This window comes from Bradyrhizobium zhengyangense (assembly GCF_022012555.1).
In the GTDB taxonomy this organism is placed as follows: domain Bacteria; phylum Pseudomonadota; class Alphaproteobacteria; order Rhizobiales; family Xanthobacteraceae; genus Bradyrhizobium; species Bradyrhizobium zhengyangense.
The window spans coordinates 566,298-586,891 of record NZ_JAKLTZ010000004.1; the positions used below are offsets into that span (position 1 = coordinate 566,298).

Consider the following 20,594-nt stretch of genomic DNA (forward strand, 5'->3'; position numbering starts at 1 on the left):
ACTTCAATTCACCCGGTCGTCAATTCAGCCAGAGTCGCGGCAAGGCCGCACCGGTGCGCGCCAGCACGGCCATCATGTCGGCACGCAAACGCGCCGCATCTTGGGCACAGAACCGTGCCATTGCAAAGCCATTCCAGGCGGATATCCCGACCTCGCCGGCGAAAGAGTCCGACGCCTCGCGGAGGCGCTCGACCAATGCCTCGTCGCCCGGCACGATCAGGGCCGTGCCGATCGCCGCAGCGCCCCTCGCGACTGCCGACCGCGCCAATTTCGCACCGATATCGCCGTCCAGCCTGACGGTCTCCGCAAAGACAAGCTTGCCGCCACGGGAGAGCCGCCAGCGGTCGACAAATTCGCCCTGCTCCATGCGCTCGCCCATGGCCGTGCGGCCAAATACGACAATTTCACACAACAGCAGCGAGGCGGCTTCATCGAGCTCGATGTCGAAGCGGCGATGGACCCGCGCGCGGTTGAACAGGATCGTCTCCTGGGGCAGCCAGCCGAGATGGGCCCCAGCGCCAACCTTCAGGGAAATGCTGAGCTGCGCTGCGGCCCCCGGCGCGCGGTAGACCTTTTCCGCGGCCGCCGTGGTCAGCGTCAGGCGGGCAGAATCGATGGCCGAGATCTCGATGTCGAACCGGTCACCGCCAGCGACGCCGCCGGCCGTGTTCACGAACACGCCGGACAGGCCCTCATCCTCCGGCGAAGGAAAGCGCACACGGAGCGAGCCGGATTCATGCAAGGCGCCGCGTCGCGTCACGCCGTCGCGGGCGTGGACGTCGAAACGCACGGCACCGCGCGCGCGATTGGCTTCGAACACCGAAGATGTCGTCAAAGATGTGACCAAGGCGTCGCTGCGCATCCGTCTCCCCCAGCCGGCCGCGGCAGGATTTCGCTAGCCTACAGTGCCCCGACTTACAGCGCCATCTGGCGGCTAATCTCGCCTGGGTCGAGATTGGAGCGGTCGCAGGTGAACTTCACCGCACCACGATCCATCACCGCAAAGCTGTCGCCGAGCTCGCAGGCAAAGTCGAGATATTGTTCGACCAGCACGATGGCGATGTTGCCGAGGTTGCGCAAGTAAGAGATGGCGCGGCCGATGTCCTTGATGATCGAGGGCTGGATGCCCTCGGTCGGCTCGTCCAGCAGCAGCAGTTTTGGCCGCATCACCAGCGCGCGCCCGATCGCGAGCTGCTGCTGCTGGCCGCCGGAGAGGTCGCCGCCGCGCCGGCCGAGCATGGATTGCAGCACCGGAAACAGCGAGAACACATCGTCCGGAATGTTCTTGTCCTGACGCTTGAGCGGACCGAAGCCGGTCTTGAGATTTTCCTCGACCGTCAGCAGCGGAAAGATCTCGCGGCCCTGCGGCACAAAGCCGATCCCTTTGCGCGCCCGCTCATAGGGCTTCAGCCCGGTGATGTCGCTGCCGTCGAACAGGATCGCGCCCGAGGAGATCGGATACTGCCCGACCATGGCGCGCAGAAGCGACGTCTTGCCGACGCCGTTACGTCCGAGCACGCAGGTGACCTTGCCCGGCTCGGCCGCGATCGAGACGCCGCGCAGCGCCTGCGCCGCGCCGTAGAACAGGTTGATGTCCTTGACCTCAAGCATCGCTCAGCGTCCCAGATAGACTTCAATGACCCGCTCGTTGGACGAGACCTGGTCGATGGTTCCTTCGGCGAGCACGGTGCCTTCATGCAGGCAGGTGACCTTGACCCCGAGCTCGCGCACGAACGTCATGTCGTGCTCGACCACCATGACGGTGTGGGTCTTGTTGATCTCCTTGAGCAGCTCGGCGGTGAGGTGCGTTTCCACGTCGGTCATGCCGGCGACCGGCTCATCGACGAGGAGCAGCTTCGGGTCCTGCGCCAGCAGCATGCCGATCTCGAGCCATTGCTTCTGGCCGTGGCTGAGACTGCCGGCGAGGCGGTTGCGGGCGTCGGTGAGGCGGATCGTCTCCAGCACCTTGTCGATGCGCTCGGATTCGGCCCTGCTGCCGCGCCAGAACAGCGTGCCCTTGACGCTGTGGTCGACATTGAGCGCCAGCAGTAGATTGTCCTGAACCGTCTGGCTCTCGAACACCGTCGGCTTCTGAAATTTGCGGCCAATGCCGAGCTCGGCGATGCGGGTCTCGTCGAGACGCGTCAAATCGGTGACGCCATCGAACAGCACCGTGCCCTCGTCCGGCTTGGTCTTGCCGGTGATGATGTCCATCATCGTGGTCTTGCCGGCGCCGTTCGGACCGATGATGGCGCGCATTTCGCCGGGCGCAAGCGTCAGCGACAGGTTGTTGATGGCGTGGAAGCCGTCGAACGAGACGTGCACGCCGTCGAGATAGAGCATCGCGGAGGTCGCGCGGGTATCCATGACGTTCATGACCGCTACTCCGCCATCTTTGGTTCGGTGATGCCGTCTTCGGCCGCCGCGCTCGCAGTCGTCGCGGCCGGGCGCCTCTCCCTCGCCTGTTCCCGCCAGGCGCTGAAGGTACCGACGATGCCCTTGGGCAACAGCAGCGTCACCAGGATGAACAGCGCGCCCAGCATGAACAGCCAGTACGGCGCCAGCACGCCTGAGGTGAAGAACGTCTTGGCGTAGTTGACGACGATGGCACCGAGCGCAGCACCGACCAGCGTGCCGCGCCCACCGACCGCGACCCAGATCACCGCCTCGATCGAGTTGCCCGGCGCGAACTCGCTCGGATTGATGATGCCGACCTGCGGCACATAGAGCGCGCCGGCGACGCCGGCCATGCAGGCCGACAGCGTGAACACGAACAGCTTGTAGGATTCGACGCGGTAGCCGAGGAAGCGGCTGCGCGATTCCGCGTCGCGGATTGCAATCAACACCTTGCCGAGCTTGGAGGACACGACCGAGCGGCAGATCAGGAAGGCGAGGATCAACGCCAGACAGCTCAGCGCGAACAGTGCCGCGCGGGTGCCTTCGGCCTGGACATTGAAGCCCAGAATGTCCTTGAAGTCGGTCAGGCCGTTATTGCCGCCAAAACCAAAGTCGTTGCGGAAGAAGGCGAGCAGCAGCGCGTAGGTCATCGCCTGGGTGATGATCGACAGATACACGCCGGTGACGCGGGAGCGGAAGGCTAGCCAGCCGAAGCAGAAGGCGAGCAGGCCCGGCACGAACAGCACCATCAGCGCGGCGAACCAGAACATGTCGAAGCCGTACCAGGTCCAGGGCAGCTTCGAGTAGTTCAGGAACACCATGAAGTCGGGCAGGATCGGATTGCCGTAGACGCCGCGGGTACCGATCTGCCGCATCAGATACATGCCCATGGCGTAGCCGCCGAGCGCGAAGAAGGCGCCGTGGCCGAGCGAGAGAATGCCGCAATAGCCCCAGATCAGGTCGATCGAGAGCGCCAGGATGGCGTAGCAGACATATTTGCCCCACAGCGCGACCAGATAGGTCGGCACCTGCAGGAACGAGCCTGCAGGCAGCAGCAGGTTGGACAGCGGGATCAGCACGCCCAGCGCGGCAACAACCAACAGGAATATGGTCGCGCCGCGGTCCAGCGATCGCGTCAGCATGTGAGGGGTCATGCTTCCACCGCACGGCCCTTGAGCGCGAACAGGCCGCGCGGCCGCTTTTGAATGAACAGGATGATCAGGACCAGGATCGCGATCTTGCCGAGCACGGCGCCGGCGACCGGCTCCAGGAACTTGTTGGCGACGCCGAGCGTGAAGGCGCCGACCAGTGTGCCCCAGAGATTGCCGACCCCTCCGAACACCACGACCATGAAACTGTCGATGATGTAGCTCTGGCCGAGATTGGGACTGACATTGTCGATCTGCGACAGCGCAACGCCGGCGATGCCGGCAATGCCCGAGCCGAGCCCGAAGGTCAGCGCATCGACGCGAGACGTGGCGATGCCCATCGAGGCCGCCATGCGCCTGTTTTGCGTCACGGCACGCATCTCGAGGCCCAGCGCCGTGTAGCGCAGCATTGCGAGCAGGATCACGAATACCGCCAGCGTGAAGCACAGGATCCAGAGCCGGTTATAGGTGATGGTGATCTGGCCGAGCTCAAACGCACCGCTCATCCAGGAAGGATTGCCGACCTCGCGGTTGGTCGGACCGAACATGGTGCGCACCGCCTGCTGCAGCACCAGCGACAGGCCCCAGGTCGCGAGCAGCGTCTCCAGCGGCCGGCCATAGAGGAAGCGGATGATGCTGCGCTCGATCAGCACGCCGATGCCACCGGCGACGAGGAAGGCGAGCGGCACGGCGATCAGCAGCGAATAGTCGAACAAAGCGGGATAGCGTGTGCGGATCACCTCCTGCACCACGAAGGTGGTGTAGGCGCCGATCATCACCATCTCGCCATGGGCCATGTTGATGACGCCCATCACGCCGAAGGTGATGGCAAGCCCGATCGCGGCGAGCAGCAGCACCGAGCCGAGCGACAGCCCGTACCAGGCATTCTGCACCGAAGACCAGACCGCCAGCGAGCTCTGGATCGAGCCGATCGCACTCGTCGCAGCCTTTGCGACGGAGGCCGGCTGATCGGTGCCGATGTCGGAGAGCAGCGCCAGCGCGTCCTGATCGCCACGCGCCTTGATGGTCGCGACCGCCTCGAGCTTCTGCACTTCGGTCGCGTCGGACTTGAACAGCAGGATCGCCGCACGCGCTTCGCCGAGTGCGGTCTTGACCGATTTATTGGTTTCCTTGGCAAGCGCGCCTTCGACCGGATCCAGCGCGGTCTCTTCATGCGATTTGAATACGGATTGCGCGGCCTGCAGGCGCGCAACGAGATCGGGCGACTGCAGCGTCAGGCTGCCGAGCGCAGCATCGACGCTGCGGCGCAGACGGTTGTTGAGGCGGACGGCGCTGGCGCTGTCAGGCACGCTAGCGACGGCCTCGCCGGTCGCGGCGTCGATCGACTTGCCGTCGGTGCCGGTGACGTAAACTTTCTTGGTGTCAGGATCGGCCATGAGACGGCCGTCCTGGAGCGCGCTGATGATCGGAAAGGCGAGCTTGTTGCCGCTGCCTGCGACCACGCCGATTGCCTCATCCGTGTCGGAAAAATCGTCGTTTGCGAATTTGGCGACCGCATCCTCGAACGGACCGGCAAAGGCCGGCAGTGCGAACGCGATCAGAAACAGCGAAAGGACAAAGCTGCAGAAACGGGCGGACAATTTGGTTGGCACTGTGGATCACCCCGGCAGAAGTGGGGAGAAGACGGCGGAATAACCGTCTTCTCCCGTCGTGCAGTCGAACGTCAGATCCGGATCAGGAGCCGGAGCCGAGGCACTTGTTGGTCTTGGTGTTGAAGTTGCCGCACTTCTTGCCGACCCAGTCGCCGATCAGGTCCTTGGAGCCATCGAGCTCCTTCGACCAGGCGTCGCCCGCCACGAGACCCGGGGTCTTCCAGACCACGTCGAACTGGCCGTTGCCCTTGATCTCGCCGATGAACACCGGCTTGGTGATGTGGTGGTTCGGCAGCATCTTCGAGGTGCCACCAGTCAGGTTCGCAGCCTCGATGCCGGGAAGCGCGTCGATCACCTTGTCCGGATCGGTCGACTTCACCTTCTCGACGGCCTTGACCCACATGTTGAAGCCGATCACGTGGGCTTCCATCGGATCGTTGGTCGTGCGCTTCGGGTTTTTGGTGTAGGCCTGCCAGTCCTTGATGAACTTCTCGTTCGCCGGGGTCTTGATCGACTCGAAGTAGTTCCAGGCGGCGAGATGGCCGACCAGCGGCTTGGTATCGATGCCGGCGAGCTCTTCTTCACCCACCGAGAACGCGACCACCGGGATGTCCTTCGCCTTGATGCCCTGGTTGCCGAGCTCCTTGTAGAAGGGGACGTTGGCGTCGCCGTTGATGGTCGAGACCACCGCGGTCTTCTTGCCGGCCGAGCCGAACTTCTTGATGTCGGCCACGATCGTCTGCCAGTCGGAGTGACCGAACGGCGTGTAGTTGATCATGATGTCTTCCTGGGCGACACCCTTCGACTTCAGGTAGGCTTCCAGGATCTTGTTGGTGGTGCGCGGATAGACGTAGTCGGTGCCCGCGAGCACCCAGCGCTTCACCTTCTCTTCCTTCATCAGGTAGTCGACGGCAGGGATCGCCTGCTGGTTCGGCGCAGCACCGGTGTAGAACACGTTGCGCTCGGACTCTTCACCCTCGTACTGGACGGGGTAGAACAGGATGTTGTTGAGCTCCTTGAATACCGGGAGCACCGACTTGCGCGACACCGAGGTCCAGCAGCCGAACACGACCGCGACCTTGTCCTTGGTGATCAGCTCGCGCGCCTTTTCGGCGAACAGCGGCCAGTTCGAGGCGGGATCGACGACGACGGCCTCGAGCTTCTTGCCGAGCACGCCGCCCTTCTTGTTCTGCTCGTCGATGAGGAAGAGGATGGTGTCCTTCAGCGTGGTTTCGCTGATGGCCATGGTGCCGGAGAGGGAGTGCAGGACGCCGACCTTGATGGTGTCGTCCGCGGCCTTCGCGCCGGAAATGGACGCCAGACCGAGCAACAGTCCGGTGGTCGCGGCGAGCACGCCGCGGCGGCTAAATGATGCCGCTATATCGTGAATGGATTTGGTAGGCATGGATCTATCATCTCCCTGACGCAGACGTGAAAAACGCTGCGAAACGGCCCCACGGCCGCCTGCGATTAACGGAATCGCAAGAACCGTGCCATGGCTTGGGCACCTGCCAAGTGTTTGCTCAGTCTAGATAATTTTGCCGCAATCAAACTTTAGCCGCAGTCCGGCTGCTCAAAATTTGAGCGAATAAAATGTATGCTTATGCGGCAATCAGTCCATTTTTTGAGCAAGATAGGGCCGCTGGCTAAAATTCCGGCATAACTATTTTTGCACCGCAATCGACGCCAGTAGACGGTCCGCCTTGAAAGCGCCCCGTCAATGTTCCATATAGGTGACGAGATCGCTCGCGAATCGAGCGGTCGTTGCGAGCCGCGTGTTCTTAAGCCCCCTCCGGGCCTCTGGCTTGCCCCATATCATCCAAGCCATCCGACACCCCAAACACGCAGGTGTCTTCTCGACACCCTTATGCGCGCGCCCCGCTGATTGCGTCGGGCCGACCGCATTTGACATGGAAAGAACCCATCTTTTGACTTCGTTTCAGGACTTCGGCCTCGCCGAACCCATCGCACGTGCTCTCGCCGAAGAGAATTACGTCACCCCCACCCCCATCCAGGCCCAGACGATCCCGACGGCGCTGACCGGCCGCGATGTCGTCGGCATCGCCCAGACCGGCACCGGCAAGACCGCGTCCTTCGCGCTGCCAATCCTGCACCGCCTGCTCGAGAACCGCATCAAGCCGCAGCCCAAGACCTGCCGCGTGCTGGTGCTGTCGCCCACCCGCGAGCTTTCGGGGCAGATCCTCGACAGCTTCAACGCCTATGGCCGCCACATCCGCCTGTCCTCGACGCTCGCCATCGGCGGCGTGCCGATGGGCCGCCAGGTCCGCGCCCTGATGCAGGGCGTCGACGTGCTGGTTGCCACCCCAGGCCGCCTGCTCGACCTCGTGCAGAGCAACGGACTGAAGCTTGGCAGCGTCGAGTTCCTCGTGCTCGACGAAGCCGATCGCATGCTGGACATGGGCTTCATCAACGACATCCGCAAAATCGTTGCGAAACTCCCGATCAAGCGGCAGACGCTGTTCTTCTCCGCCACCATGCCGAAGGACATCGCCGAGCTCGCCGATTCCATGCTGCGTGATCCCGCGCGCGTCGCTGTGACCCCGGTCTCCTCGACTGCCGAGCGCATCAACCAGCGCATCATCCAGGTCGATTTCTCGGCCAAGGCCACCTTCCTGACCAAGCTGCTGAAGGACGAGCCGATCAACCGCGCGCTGGTCTTTACCCGCACCAAGCACGGCGCCGACAAGGTGGTGAAGACATTGGAGCGGGCCGGCATCCCCGCCAGCGCCATCCATGGCAACAAGTCGCAGAACCATCGCGAGCGCACGCTCGCGCAGTTCCGCTCCGGCGAAATCCGCACCCTGGTCGCCACCGACATCGCCGCTCGCGGCATCGACGTCGATGGCATCAGCCACGTCATCAACTACGACCTGCCCAACGTCCCGGAGACCTATGTGCACCGGATCGGCCGCACCGCGCGCGCCGGCGCCGACGGCACCGCGATCTCGCTGGTCGCCGGCGGCGAGGAACTCAGCTATCTCCGTGACATCGAACGGCTGATCAAGGTGGCGCTGCCGCGCGAGGATCTCCGCACAGATGCCGGCCGCCGCGACGCGGGCGCTCCTCCACCCCAGCAACAACGTCAGGGCCGGCCGGGCGGCCGCCCGGGCCAGCGTCCGCAAGGCGCACGGCATGGCGACGGACGGCGTAGCGATGAGAGACATGCCGACGGACGCCATCACAGCTCCGGCAAGCCGAGCGACGGGCGGCCCGGCGAAGGCCGTCACGGCGAGGCGCGGCATGTGGACGGAAGGCCCGGAAACGGCTCGAAGGGGTCCCGCCGTCGCCGCTCCGGTGGTAAGGTGCATTCTTCGCCAAACGAACGCCCGGAACAGCGTTCCGCGCATAGCGCGGGAGCGTCCGATGGGATACAAGGCGTGGCCTTTTTGCGCCGTGAGAGTCGGCCGAACGGCCACCCGAACCGCAAACCCCATTCGCACTAGCCGTCCACGACCTGGAGAAATTCATGGCTAAGGAAGAGCTGATCCAGTTCGAAGGACTGGTCACCGAAATCCTCCCCGACGCGCGCTACCGCGTGCAGCTCGACGCCGGGCACGAGATCGTCGCCTACACTGCCGGCAAGATGAAGAAGAACCGCATCAAGACGCTGGCGGGCGACCGCGTGACGGTGGAAATGTCGCCCTACGACCTCGAAAAGGGCCGGCTGATTTTCCGCCACAAGGACGAACGGCCGGCAACCGCCGGTGGACCGCCGCGCGGCGGCCCCCAGCGCGGCGGCCAGTTCCGCCGCCGCTGATCGGCCTCGCCCGCCTGGGCGCGGAATTAAAATGCTGACCTGTATGCTGATCCGCCGTGGACATCACGGCGGATCAAAAAATCGTGCACGTCCGGATTGTTTTGAGGCCTTGATTCCAATAAAATGAATTAATCGATTTTCGGCCGGACGACATTAGCATCCACCGGTACAGCCGGTTCAGACACGCTGACGACCCTTCCAAAAATTCGATCTAACCTGCCTGCGTGAGCGGGCTCGACCATTGTGTATCTGAGAAGGGACTACCCCCGTGAGCATGGGAACCGTGAAGTGGTTTAACGCGACCAAGGGCTATGGCTTCATCCAGCCCGACGACGGCGGCAAGGACGTGTTCGTTCACATCAGCGCCGTCGAGCGTGCCGGCCTCGGCTCGCTGCGCGAAGGCCAGAAGGTCTCCTACGAGATCGTCGCCGATCGCCGGTCCGGCAAGTCGGCTGCCGACAATCTCCGCGATGCAGGCTGACATCCAACGCGTGCCCTGAGGGGCGCGCTACCGGATCAGCTTGAACGCAAGCAAACAACGGAAAAGGCCGTGCGGACTGCACGGCCTTTTTTCATGCCCGAAGAACAGATGAGCTCAATAGGTCGTGCAGGACGTGTCCGGGCTGTAATAGACGCAGGCGGACCGCCGCGGGCGCGTGTAGGCGACGTCGCTCAGGGTGATCAAATTCTTGAGCACGTAGCCGACCGACGGCGTGTAGGTGTAGCTGACCTCGCCGAAGATCAGATAGGTGCCGGCGATCGCGAGTGTCGTGGGAATCGAGACGGTGAATCTCTGCGCCCGCGGAGCCGACCCCTTGCTCCACTGCACATGCGCCGTCTGCGTCGAATCCACGTACAGTTCGGTGATCGTCGCGGACACGGGAGTCGCGTCATAAGGCGTCATGATAGCGGTCGAGGCCGCGAAGAAATTGGTCATGTCGGTGTCGGCGACAGTCGTCGACTGCGAGGTGAGGTCCGACAGCGTCCGCGCCATCAGCGTCACCTTGCGATCGATCGCTATGGCTGACGAGAATTCGACGGTACCGAAGAGCATTACCAGCATCAGCGGAACGATCACCGCGAATTCGGTCGCGGCAAGACCTCTGCCGTCGACCAGGAATTCGTACGCGGAGAAGCGGGCCGTCCGCCAGAATCCTGCAATCGCCCGCATCGCCCTGCCCGATCCGTTGTCCTAGTAAGGCTCGTTCTTGAACGCGGCGGTTGCCACGAGCAGCCGCTTCTTCGTGCCGCCGCAGCCGATGTTGTAGCTGAGCCCGGTCACGAACAGCGGCCACTGATAGAACAGCCGGACCACCACGATATCGCCGGCGTTGCCGGCGCTGTAGCTCATGTTGGTGTCGAAATTGCACGCCGCATCGAGATGCGTCGGCAGCGTTACCGCCGAGAAGGACGAGGAGCTCGTGACGTCGACATACAGGCTGTTGCAGTCGAACAGCGCCGGGATCTGGCTGCAGACGTAGGTCTTGAACGTCGCCTGCGTGCAAGGCGAAGCGACGCCGCTCACCGCGCAGGCGCCACCGAACCCGACTGCGCCTGACCGGTCAGCACCACGCGCGCGGAATTCTGCGTGATGGTCTCGAGCACTTGGCTCGAGAAGAACACCAGCGCCGCCTCGATGATGGCAAACAGCAGCCCGAAGAAGATCGGTGCGATCAGCGCGAACTCGACCGCCGCCGATCCACCGCGGTTGCCGCGAAACCGTCGCAGTGCAGTCCGGAACGCGAATCTCGAAGCTACGGGCGATGGCATCGCGTTGAATTCCCCGGCGGCAGCGATCAACCGCTTCGATCAATATCGGAAGCTGATTGTCTAAATGTTTCTGATATTCGAGCCGAACGGGACCGGGTCGTTAACATCTGGTTAACCACGCCGGGAGCGCGGAGAGGGGGAAAGCAGAAAGTACGTCGCCGACGACGGCGGGCGGGACCGGATGGTCCCGTCCGTGGTGTCAGTCGCCGTATTAGGTCGTCTTGTTAATTTGTCTTGGCAGCCGCAGCCGCGCTGGCGTTTCCGCTGGCATTGCTGCTCAGCGTGCCGGCCTGGTTCATCGTGGTGTTGAAGTATTGGTCGCTGTCGCCGAGCGTGACGCGGCGCTGGCAGAGCGGCATGCAGCTATAGGACTCCCGCTCGATCCCGCGATAGACGGTGACGAGCCGGTCGCTCGGGCCTTCGACCTGGATCTGCCGGTCGACCAAGATCTCGCCGCCGCGATCGAGGGCGATGAAGTTGGTGGCGCCGTAACCCTTACCGGTTACCACGATCATCCCGCCAGCCTGCAGCGTCACGTCGGCGATCAGGGGATTGCCGACCACGATCGTGGCGACCTTGCCGGGCAAGCGCACCAGCTTGGCCTGGTCGACATTGACGGCGATGGTGTCGACGGTGGGCTCGGCGAGGCCGATCGCCGGCGATGCCAGCATCGCAGCCGCAGCCAGGAAACAGACGCGCGCATGGCGGCGCAGAAACTCTTTACGCATACTCTTACCCCGGGACGTCACAAACCGGCAGAATCGATCAGAGAGCGGAGCCGGCGCCCGACCCGGTTAACCTGCCTGTAATTCGTGAACGTTCCGCAAATTCGCCGACTATTGTTCTAACGGACTTGCGTTTTATCGCCAGCCTAGTGGCGGAACGGATAGGCGAGCTGGCCGGCGATCTCCTTCGGCATGGTCGCTTCGTCCTTGCCATAATCCTGCGGGAGCTCGCCCTTCGGCATGCGGAAGGTGCCGAACAGCACGTCCCAGATCGGGAAGGTGCCGGCAAAATTAGTGTCACCGCCCTCTTCGAGCGCCGTATGGTGCCAGCGGTGGAACACCGGCGTCGCCAGCACGTATCGGAACGGACCGAAGGTCCAGTTCAGATTGGCGTGCACGAAGGCCGAGTGGAAGGTCGTGAACGGGCCGACCCAGATCATCACGTTCGGCGATATGCCGGCCATCAGCAGCACAACGTCGACGCCGATCGTTCCGAGCATCAGATTCACCGGATGAAAGCGGGCCGCCGAAATCCAGCTGATTTCTTCCGAGGAGTGGTGGATCGCATGGTATTTCCAGAACCCACCGTCATGAAACAGCCGGTGCAGCCAGTACAGCATGAAGTCGGACGCGACCAGGAACAGCACGCCCTGCAGCCAGAGCGGCAGTTGCGACAGCGGGCCGTGGCCGTTGTCGTAGAAGGCGATCAGTTCGTCCGCATCGTGGATGTTGAAGACGACGCCGGCGGTGACGATCAGGAGACCAATCCGCATAGTGCGGGCGAACACCGGAACGAAGAACCAGTAGCAGATATCGGTCACGATCTCGCGCTTGCGCCACCATGCCGGACCGGGATTGCACGCCCAGAAATGCTCGAGCACCGTGAAGACCACCGCGAGCATGAAGGTGACCGGGATCACCTTCTCTATGGTCTCGCCGAGCATCAAGGCGACTTGCATGGGCAGGCTCGACATCATCGCGTCTCTTCCGGGCTGCTGATCCACTTATGACTACGCCGCGAAATTTAAAGGAGGGTGAAGTTGACGCCGCGTTCGGAACTGGAACGAATTACAGCGAGCGCCTTAAGGTGAAATTCACTCTGGCCAAAAGCATCGCGCACGCGACGGGTTTGAGCGATTGAATTAACCCCGCCGAAAGAGCTCGGCTCACATGGTCGGTGCGTCAAGACAGCGCCGAACGAGGCGACCTCAACCAGATGGAGTTTAGTTCATGAAGAACCTGATTGCGCGTTTCGCCAAGGATGAATCCGGCGCCACCGCCATCGAATACGGTCTGATCGCCGCCGGCATCGCGCTGGCCATCATCACCGTCGTCAACAACCTCGGCAGCACGCTGAACACCAAGTTCGGCTCGATCAGCACCTCGCTGAAGTAAGCCGAGCGACGAACGACGGCAAAAGCCCCGGTCTTCCGGGGCCTTTGTTTTTTAAGGACACGGCGAGTTCCAGTGGCGTTGCGTAAACACAGAACCGATGCCGCAATTGCGGCGACCGAGACGGGCACGGCGCGCGGCGATGCCTCGGCCTATTGGGTCTGCCTTGCACTGCTGCTCGCCACGGTCATGCTGGCGATGCGCGTCGCCAGCATATGGTGAGACCGCCGGCACGCGGTTGTCGTTCCGAGGCTTCCGCGCCTGTTGTCGGTTTGTTTAACACTGCCTTTTAGCATGCGCCGACGCCCGATCCGGCGAAGGACCCAGGCCTCCAGACGCAGCCCATGACACTCGACCTCGCGCGCCTCCTGCTCTTCCCGGCCCTGATGGCGTTCGCGGCCGCCAGCGATCTTTTCACGATGACGATCTCGAACCGGGTGTCGCTGACGCTGGTCGCGGGCTTCTTCATGCTCGCCTTCGCCGGTGGCATGGCACCTTACGAGATGCTGAGCCATGTCGGCGCCGGCGCGCTGCTCCTCGTCGTGGCGTTTACCTGCTTTGCGTTGGGCTGGATGGGCGGGGGCGATGCCAAGGTCGCAGCTGCCGTGGCGCTGTGGTTCGGCTTCGCCCAATTGATGGACTTCCTGCTCTACGCCTCGCTGTTCGGCGGGGCGCTGACACTGCTCCTGCTTCAGTTCCGGCAATGGCCACTCCCTTACGGACTTGCCGGCCAGGCCTGGCTCGCACGGCTCCACGACAAGCAGACCGGCATTCCCTACGGCATCGCGCTCGCGCTTGGCGCGCTGTTGGTCTACCCCGAGACCGAATGGGTGAGAGCGATCGACCTCGCTCACCTCGCACTGCGCTGAACGCCGCGATAACCCGGCGTTAAGGCGATTTAGATACGCCTCATTAACCATGCTTTGACGAATAGCTGGTCAACTGCCGATTACGGCGGCGGCAGCGTCGCAGCGTTTTGTGGAAAGTGAAGCGTATGAATAGGGCACGCATAGTCGTCCTGACGGTCGCCATCTGCGCCGGCGGCATCGCTGCGTACCTGGCGAGCGGCTCGGACTCTGCCCCGCCTCCGGCGGCTCCGGTCGCGCAGCTTCCCACCACCGACGTATTGGTCGCCAAGAACGACATCGGCCTCGGACAGACCCTGAAGCCGGACGACGTGCAGTGGCAGACTTGGCCGACGGCGACCGCCAGCGCCACTTTCATTCGCCGCAACGAGCGCCCCGACGGCGCGACCCAAGTCACTGGTTCGATTGCGCGCGCCCCTTTCATCCAGGGTGAACCGATCCGCGACCAGAAGCTGGTCAAAGCCGATGGTTCCGGCTTCATGGCTGCGATCCTGCCGACCGGCATGCGCGCCATCTCGACCGAAATCTCACCGGAGACCGGCGCCGGCGGCTTCATCCTGCCCAACGATCGCGTTGACGTGCTGCTCACGCGCCGCCTCAAGAACCCGGACCCGGGCGGACAGGACATCGTCACGTCCGAGATCCTCCTGACCAATGTCCGCGTGCTGGCCATTGACCAGGCGCCGAAGGAGAAAGACGGCCAGAACGCGGTGGTCGGCAAGACCGTGACCCTGGAACTCGATTCCGCGCAGACCAAGGTGCTGTCCTCCGGACGCCAGGCCGGGACACTGTCGCTGGCGCTGCGCAGCATTGCCGACGTCAAGACGACCGAGATCACGCTTGATGAATCCGCGCAGCAGCGCGACGGCGTTTCGATCATTCGCTACGGCATTCAAAGTCAGGCTGCGAAGGCACGATGAGGACAGTCGATATGAAATGCAGGGCAAATCTGGCGACGATGCGGACCTCCATGGTCCGCGCCCTGTCGTTCTCGGCCGCTCTCGCGCTGACGCTCAACCCCGCGCTGACGCCCGTGATCGCCGCGGACTACCGTCCGGCGGCACAGGTTGCGGCCGATGACCAGATGAACGCGCGCTTCCTTTCGCTCGGCGTCGGCAAGTCGATCGTGATCGACCTGCCCCGCGACATCAAGGACGTGCTCGTCGCTGATCCCAAGATCGCCAATGCGGTGGTCCGCTCGTCCCAGCGCGCCTACATCATCGGCGCCACGGTCGGCCAGACCAACATCGTGTTCTTCGATTCCGCCGGTCAGCAGATCGCCGCCTATGACATCGCGGTCAAGCGCGACCTTAACGGCGTACGCGCAGCGCTGAAGCAGATCCTGCCCAATTCCGACATCCAGATCGACGGCCTCGGCGACGGCGTGGTCCTGAGCGGCTCCGCGGCCAACCCGGTCGAAGCACAGCAGGCCAACGACCTCGCCGCGCGCCTTGCCGGGGGCGCCGACAAGGTGGTGAACTCAATCATTGTCCGCGGCCGCGACCAAGTCATGCTGAAGGTGACCGTTGCGGAAGTCGCGCGAACCATCGTCAAGCAGCTCGGCATCGATCTCACCGCGAACCTCAACTACGGCACCTCGGTGGTGAGCTTCACCAACTCGAACCCGTTCACCGCGCTTGGCCACAATCTCGTGGACGGCAACAGCCTGAGCGCAAAGTTCGGCGGAGGCCCCTCCGTGCAGGCCACCCTGCGTGCGATGGAAACCGCAGGCGTGATCCGTACGCTGGCCGAGCCGAACCTGACCGCGATCTCCGGCGAGTCCGCGACGTTCATCGCCGGCGGCGAATTCCCGGTGCCGGCAGGCTATGCTTGCGATCCCACCACGCATGTCTGTACCACCCAGATCAGCTTCAAGAAGTTCGGCATCTCGCTCAATTTCACGCCCGTGGTGCTGACCGAAGGCAAGATCAGCCTGCGGGTGATGACCGAGGTGTCGGAACTCTCCAACGACAACGCGATCACGCTGTCGCAGGCCGTCACCTCGACCTCGGTGAACTCGGTGACCGTCCCCTCGATCAGGACCCGCCGCGCCGAGACCTCGCTCGAAATTCCCTCCGGCGGCGCCATGGCGATGGCCGGCCTGATTCAGCAGCAGACCAAGCAGGCGGTCAGCGGATTGCCCGGTTTGATGCAGCTGCCAATTCTCGGCACGCTGTTCCGCAGCCGCGACTTCGTCAACAACTCGACCGAGCTGGTCGTGATCGTGACGCCCTACATCGTGCGCGCGACGTCGCCAAAAGACCTCTCGCGGCCGGATGACGGTTTCTCGGCGCCAGCCGATCCGCAGGCCGAGTTGATCGGCAATATCAACCGCATCTATGGCGTGCCGGGCCGGACCGAGCCGGCCAAGAACTACCGCGGCACTTACGGCTTCATCACCGACTGAGGCGGAACGGGGACTTAAGTCATGATCACAACACGACCCCAGAACCGCCGCCGCACCGCCGGCCTCGGCGGCGTGCTCGTCGGTATCGCGCTTGCGCTCGGCGGCTGCCAGCATGACGAGGTGGCAACGGCGTCCATTCCCGACGACTACAAGCAACGTCACCCTATCGCGATCGAGGAGCAGAACCGCTCGATCGTCGTTTTCGTCGGTCACGCCCGCGGCGGCTTGACCGCGGCCCAGCGCGCCGACGTGATGGGCCTGGCGTCGACCTGGATGCACGAGGGTACCGGCGCCATTCATATCGACGTGCCCACGGGAACGCCCAATGCGCGCCCGGTCGCAGAATCCATGCGTGAGATTCAGGCGATGCTGGCGGCCGGGGGCGTCCCCCCGCGCGGCATCATCGCCCGCCCCTACCAGCCCGAAGACAAGCGCTTCCTGCCGCCGATCCGACTGACTTATTCGAAGGTTGCGGCGGTCGCAGGCCCGTGTGGCCTTTGGCCAGAGGACATCGGCCCCTCGATGAAGAACAAGAGCTGGTTCGAGAACAAGGACTATTACAATTTCGGCTGCGCCTATCAGCGCAACATGGCGGCCATGGTCGACAATCCGTCGGACCTCGAGCAGCCGCGGCCTGAAACTCCTGTTTACACCGCGCGACGCACTGCCGCCTTCGAGAAATACCGCAAGGGCACGCCGACGGCGATCTCCTATCCCGAGGCCGAAAAGGCCAAACTCAGCGACACCGGCAAATGATCAACTACGCGCGCCAGACTCAGGAAGAGCAGCCGGAGATCCCACCGCCGGTCGAGGAGCATATTGCGCCTGCGCCGCGCGTCTCGGTCCAGGCCTTTTGCGAAACCGTCGAGACCGCCGCAGCCGTGCAATCGGCCGGCGAGGATCGCCGCCTCGGCAAGGCCCATCTGAAGATCCAGATGGGCGGTATGGCGGCTGCAATCGAAGCTTACCGCTCGGCACCCACGCCGAATGTAATTGTGCTCGAGAGCGACGCCCGCAACGATCTGTTGGCCGGGCTGGACCAGCTCGCCACCGTCTGCGACGCCGGTACCCGCGTCGTCGTCATCGGCCGCATCAACGACGTCATGCTCTATCGCGAGCTGGTGCGCCGCGGCGTCAGCGACTACGTGCTCGCGCCGGTCGGCGCGATCGACGTCGTGCGCTCGATCTGCAATCTGTTCTCGGCGCCGGAAGCCAAGGCGGTCGGCCGCATCATCGCCGTGGTCGGCGCCAAGGGCGGCGTCGGCGCCTCCACCATTTCCCACAACGTCGCCTGGGCCATCGCTCGCGACCTCGCGATGGACGCCGTGGTCGCCGATCTCGACCTTGCTTTCGGCACAGCCGGGCTCGACTATAACCAGGATCCGCCGCAGGGCATCGCGGATGCCGTGTTCTCGCCGGATCGCGTCGATACCGCCTTCATCGACCGCCTGCTGTCGAAATGCACGGACCATCTCAGCCTGCTGGCGGCGCCGGCGACGCTCGACCGGGTCTATGATTTCGGCACCGACGCTTTCGACGCCGTGTTCGACACGCTGCGCTCGACCATGCCCTGCATCGTGCTGGACATCCCGCATCAATGGTCGGGCTGGACCAAGCGCGCCCTCATCGGCGCCGATGACATCCTGATCGTGGCGGCGCCCGATCTCGCCAATCTGCGCAATACCAAGAACCTGTTCGATCTCTTGAAGGCCGCCCGTCCCAACGACCGCCCGCCGCTGTACTGCCTCAACCAGGTCGGCGTTCCCAAGCGGCCGGAGATCGCCGCCACCGAATTCGCCAAGGCGATCGAGAGCCAGCCGGTCGTCTCGATCCCGTTCGAGCCGCAAATCTTCGGCGCAGCCGCCAACAACGGCCAGATGATCGCGGAAATCTCCGCGAACCATAAGTCTATCGAGATGTTCCTCCAGATCGCCCAGCGCCTGACCGGCCGGAGCGAGACGAAGAAACAAAAGTCGTCCTTGCTTTCACCGCTGATTGAGAAGTTGCGGGGAAGATAAGCCGCCGCATGGAGTTGTTAAGTGTTCGGTAAGCGTAGCGGAACAGACACCGACTTTCGGGCTCCCAAGCCCGGCGCCGTGTCGCCAGAGCCTGCCTCGGCTCCGGCGCCGACGGTGTCGCGCGCGCCGCCCCCGCCGGTGGTCGCGTCCCCGCCGCTCGCCCCCTCCCGGCCTCCGCCGGTGATGGAAACCCGCCGCTCGGACAATTATTACGAAGTCAAGGCGACCATCTTTGGCGCGCTGATCGAGGCCATCGACCTCGCCCAGCTCGCCAAGCTCGATTCCGAATCGGCGCGTGAGGAAATCCGCGACATCGTCAACGAGATCATCGCGATCAAGAACATCGTGATGTCGATCGCCGAACAGGAAGAGCTGCTCGACGACATCTGCAACGACGTGCTCGGCTACGGCCCGCTCGAGCCGCTGCTCGCCCGCGACGACATCGCCGACATCATGGTGAACGGCGCCGGTACGGTCTTCATCGAAGTCAGCGGCAAGATCCAGCGGACCGGTATCCGCTTCCGCGACAACCAGCAGCTCCTCAACATCTGCCAACGCATCGTCAGCCAGGTCGGCCGGCGCGTCGACGAATCCTCGCCGATCTGCGACGCGCGCCTTGCCGACGGCTCCCGCGTCAACGCCATCGTGCCGCCGCTCGCAATCGACGGCCCCGCGCTCACCATCCGCAAGTTCAAGAAGGACAAGCTGACGCTGGATCAGCTGGTCAAATTCGGCGCGATCTCGCCTGAGGGCGCGGAGATCCTCCAGATCATCGGGCGCGTCCGCTGCAACGTGCTGATCTCGGGCGGTACCGGCTCGGGCAAGACCACCCTGCTCAACTGTCTCACCAACTACATCGAGCATGACGAGCGCGTCATCACCTGCGAGGACGCGGCCGAACTGCAACTGCAGCAGCCCCATGTGGTGCGGCTCGAAACCCGCCCGCCCAACATCGAGGGCGAAGGCCAGGTCACGATGCGTGAGCTGGTGCGAAACTGCCTGCGTATGCGGCCCGAACGCATCATCGTCGGCGAAGTCCGCGGCCCGGAGGCCTTCGACCTCCTCCAGGCCATGAACACCGGCCACGACGGCTCGATGGGAACGCTGCACGCCAACAATCCCCGCGAAGCGCTGTCACGCTGCGAATCCATGATCACGATGGGCGGCTTTTCGCTGCCGTCGCGGACGATCCGCGAGATGATCTGCGCCTCGATCGACGTCATCGTCCAGGCCGCGCGTCTGCGCGACGGCTCGCGCCGCATCACCCACATCACCGAGGTGATGGGCATGGAAGGCGACACCATCATCACCCAGGACATCTTCCTCTACGACCTGATCGGCGAGGACGCCAACGGCAAGATCATTGGCCAGCATCGCTCGACCGGCATTGGTCGCCCGAAATTCTGGGAACGCGCCCGCTACTACGGCGAAGAGAAACGCCTTGCCGCTGCGCTCGACGCCGCGGAAAAGAAACCGAACACGTGAGCAGGCCGGCGCAGCCATGAACATTCAGGTCCTCGCCCTCGCCTTCCTCGCCACCGCCGCTGTCGGCGGCATCGCCTGGGTCTTCCTCTATCCGCTGCTGTCTGGCGAGCGAAAGGCCGAAGGTCGGCGCGCCTCGATCGCGCGCGCCGATGCGCCCGCTGCCAAGCAGGCGGAGAAGAGCCAGCGCTCACGCCGCGAGCAGGTCGAGAGCTCGCTCAAGGACCTCGAGGCGAGGCGGGCGCAGGAGAAGAGCGTCCCGCTCAACATTCGCCTGTCGCAGGCGGGGCTCGACTGGACCACACAGAAATTCTGGATCGTATCCGGCGTCGTGGCGGGTGTGTTTTTCTTCGGCGCGCTGTTTGGTGGCGGCGGCCTGCTCGGCGCGGCCGGACTTGCCTTTGCCGGCGGCTTGGGCCTGCCGCGCTGGGCGCTGGGCTTCCTGAAGAAGCGTCGCGAGAACAAGTTCCTGGCGGCGCTTCCCGACGCCGTCGACGTCATCGTCCGCGGCATCAAGGCCGGACTGCCGCTGTTCGAGTCCATCAAGGTCGTCGCGGCTGACGCGCCGGAGCCGCTACGCAGCGAGTTCCTGGCCATCATCGAGACACAGGCGATCGGCATGCCGCTCGGCGAGGCCTGCTCGCGGCTCTACGATCGCATGCCGCTGCCGGAGGCCAACTTCTTCGGCATCGTGGTGTCGATCCAGCAGAAGTCGGGCGGCAACCTCTCCGAAGCGCTGGGCAACCTCTCCAAGGTGCTGCGCGACCGCAAGAAGATGAAGGAAAAGATCCAGGCGATGTCGATGGAGGCCAAGGCCTCGGCCGGCATCATCGGCTCGCTGCCGCCGATCGTGATGTTCCTCGTCTACCTCACGACCCCCGGTTACATCTCCCTGCTGTGGACCCATCCCACCGGCCAGCTCATGCTGGTCGGCTGCGTCGTCTGGATGTCTGTCGGCATCATGGTGATGAAGAAGATGATCAACTTCGATTTCTAAC

General features: G+C 63.8%; 21 protein-coding genes and 1 pseudogene. 12 read left to right on the plus strand and 10 right to left on the minus strand.

Annotated features, from left to right (window positions below):
• Window positions 1–19: 19 nt before the first annotated feature.
• The 6 genes from L6639_RS18235 to urtA all read right to left on the minus strand — a co-directional run bounded on the left by L6639_RS18235 (window position 20) and on the right by urtA (window position 6,563).
• On the minus strand, window positions 20–862 hold the full coding sequence (locus L6639_RS18235) for an urease accessory protein UreD (protein ID WP_237863096.1): 843 nt from the start codon (window positions 860–862) through the stop codon (window positions 20–22).
• A 53-nt stretch (window positions 863–915) separates the two neighbouring features.
• Entirely contained in the window at window positions 916–1,611 is a 696-nt protein-coding gene (urtE, locus tag L6639_RS18240) for an urea ABC transporter ATP-binding subunit UrtE (protein ID WP_237863097.1), read from the minus strand.
• A 3-nt stretch (window positions 1,612–1,614) separates the two neighbouring features.
• Window positions 1,615–2,376 carry an urea ABC transporter ATP-binding protein UrtD gene (urtD, locus tag L6639_RS18245; RefSeq protein ID WP_014498216.1) on the minus strand — a complete coding sequence of 254 codons (762 nt, stop codon included), beginning with the start codon at window positions 2,374–2,376 and terminating at the stop codon, window positions 1,615–1,617.
• 5 nt (window positions 2,377–2,381) lie between these two features.
• On the minus strand, window positions 2,382–3,551 hold the full coding sequence (gene urtC / locus L6639_RS18250) for an urea ABC transporter permease subunit UrtC (RefSeq protein ID WP_237863098.1): 1,170 nt from the start codon (window positions 3,549–3,551) through the stop codon (window positions 2,382–2,384).
• Complete coding sequence (gene urtB, locus L6639_RS18255) at window positions 3,548–5,158, minus strand: urea ABC transporter permease subunit UrtB (protein ID WP_237863099.1); 1,611 nt, start codon at window positions 5,156–5,158, stop codon at window positions 3,548–3,550. Before urtB ends, urtC begins: the two co-directional genes overlap by 4 nt.
• Before the next feature lie 82 nt (window positions 5,159–5,240).
• The gene (gene urtA / locus L6639_RS18260) at window positions 5,241–6,563 is read right to left on the minus strand and encodes an urea ABC transporter substrate-binding protein (RefSeq protein ID WP_237863100.1); all 1,323 of its coding nucleotides are present in this window, start codon (window positions 6,561–6,563) and stop codon (window positions 5,241–5,243) included.
• A 505-nt stretch (window positions 6,564–7,068) separates the two neighbouring features.
• Between urtA and L6639_RS18265 the strand changes: the two genes are divergently transcribed.
• The 3 genes from L6639_RS18265 (at window position 7,069) to L6639_RS18275 (ending at window position 9,417) form a co-directional block, all read left to right on the plus strand.
• A complete protein-coding gene (locus tag L6639_RS18265; RefSeq protein WP_237863101.1) occupies window positions 7,069–8,622 on the plus strand; it encodes a DEAD/DEAH box helicase in 1,554 nt (517 codons plus the stop codon).
• Between the two features lie 23 nt (window positions 8,623–8,645).
• Complete coding sequence (gene infA, locus L6639_RS18270; protein ID WP_008546913.1) at window positions 8,646–8,936, plus strand: translation initiation factor IF-1; 291 nt, start codon at window positions 8,646–8,648, stop codon at window positions 8,934–8,936.
• 268 nt (window positions 8,937–9,204) lie between these two features.
• Complete coding sequence (locus L6639_RS18275; protein WP_057759442.1) at window positions 9,205–9,417, plus strand: cold-shock protein; 213 nt, start codon at window positions 9,205–9,207, stop codon at window positions 9,415–9,417.
• A 114-nt stretch (window positions 9,418–9,531) separates the two neighbouring features.
• Here the strand turns inward: L6639_RS18275 and L6639_RS18280 are convergent, their stop codons facing one another.
• The 4 genes and pseudogenes from L6639_RS18280 to L6639_RS18295 form a co-directional block, all read right to left on the minus strand.
• A complete protein-coding gene (locus L6639_RS18280) occupies window positions 9,532–10,107 on the minus strand; it encodes a TadE/TadG family type IV pilus assembly protein (RefSeq protein ID WP_237863102.1) in 576 nt (191 codons plus the stop codon).
• 21 nt (window positions 10,108–10,128) lie between these two features.
• Window positions 10,129–10,706: pseudogene (locus tag L6639_RS18285) on the minus strand (TadE/TadG family type IV pilus assembly protein).
• Between the two features lie 224 nt (window positions 10,707–10,930).
• Entirely contained in the window at window positions 10,931–11,434 is a 504-nt protein-coding gene (locus L6639_RS18290; protein WP_237863103.1) for a pilus assembly protein N-terminal domain-containing protein, read from the minus strand.
• Between the two features lie 143 nt (window positions 11,435–11,577).
• Window positions 11,578–12,405, minus strand: a complete 828-nt coding sequence (locus L6639_RS18295) for a sterol desaturase family protein (protein WP_237863104.1) — start codon at window positions 12,403–12,405, stop codon at window positions 11,578–11,580.
• A gap of 256 nt (window positions 12,406–12,661) precedes the next feature.
• Between L6639_RS18295 and L6639_RS18300 the strand changes: the two genes are divergently transcribed.
• The 9 genes from L6639_RS18300 to L6639_RS18340 all read left to right on the plus strand — a co-directional run bounded on the left by L6639_RS18300 (window position 12,662) and on the right by L6639_RS18340 (window position 20,593).
• The gene (locus L6639_RS18300) at window positions 12,662–12,826 is read left to right on the plus strand and encodes a Flp family type IVb pilin (protein ID WP_129274995.1); all 165 of its coding nucleotides are present in this window, start codon (window positions 12,662–12,664) and stop codon (window positions 12,824–12,826) included.
• Between the two features lie 78 nt (window positions 12,827–12,904).
• Window positions 12,905–13,045 (plus strand): hypothetical protein, encoded by a 141-nt coding sequence (locus tag L6639_RS18305; protein ID WP_237863370.1) that lies wholly within the window; start codon window positions 12,905–12,907, stop codon window positions 13,043–13,045.
• A gap of 122 nt (window positions 13,046–13,167) precedes the next feature.
• Window positions 13,168–13,692, plus strand: coding sequence for an A24 family peptidase (locus L6639_RS18310; protein WP_237863105.1), 525 nt, complete (start codon window positions 13,168–13,170; stop codon window positions 13,690–13,692).
• Between the two features lie 125 nt (window positions 13,693–13,817).
• Entirely contained in the window at window positions 13,818–14,609 is a 792-nt protein-coding gene (gene cpaB, locus L6639_RS18315; RefSeq protein ID WP_237863106.1) for a Flp pilus assembly protein CpaB, read from the plus strand.
• A gap of 11 nt (window positions 14,610–14,620) precedes the next feature.
• Window positions 14,621–16,096 carry a type II and III secretion system protein family protein gene (locus L6639_RS18320; RefSeq protein WP_237863107.1) on the plus strand — a complete coding sequence of 492 codons (1,476 nt, stop codon included), beginning with the start codon at window positions 14,621–14,623 and terminating at the stop codon, window positions 16,094–16,096.
• A 21-nt stretch (window positions 16,097–16,117) separates the two neighbouring features.
• Complete coding sequence (locus L6639_RS18325) at window positions 16,118–16,852, plus strand: CpaD family pilus assembly protein (RefSeq protein ID WP_237863108.1); 735 nt, start codon at window positions 16,118–16,120, stop codon at window positions 16,850–16,852.
• Complete coding sequence (locus L6639_RS18330) at window positions 16,849–18,114, plus strand: CpaE/TadZ family protein (RefSeq protein ID WP_237863109.1); 1,266 nt, start codon at window positions 16,849–16,851, stop codon at window positions 18,112–18,114. Before L6639_RS18325 ends, L6639_RS18330 begins: the two co-directional genes overlap by 4 nt.
• Window positions 18,115–18,135: 21 nt before the next feature.
• Window positions 18,136–19,599: a TadA family conjugal transfer-associated ATPase gene (locus L6639_RS18335; protein ID WP_237863110.1), complete on the plus strand. Its 1,464-nt coding sequence runs from the start codon at window positions 18,136–18,138 to the stop codon at window positions 19,597–19,599.
• 16 nt (window positions 19,600–19,615) lie between these two features.
• The gene (locus L6639_RS18340) at window positions 19,616–20,593 is read left to right on the plus strand and encodes a type II secretion system F family protein (protein ID WP_237863111.1); all 978 of its coding nucleotides are present in this window, start codon (window positions 19,616–19,618) and stop codon (window positions 20,591–20,593) included.
• Window position 20,594: the final 1 nt, after the last annotated feature.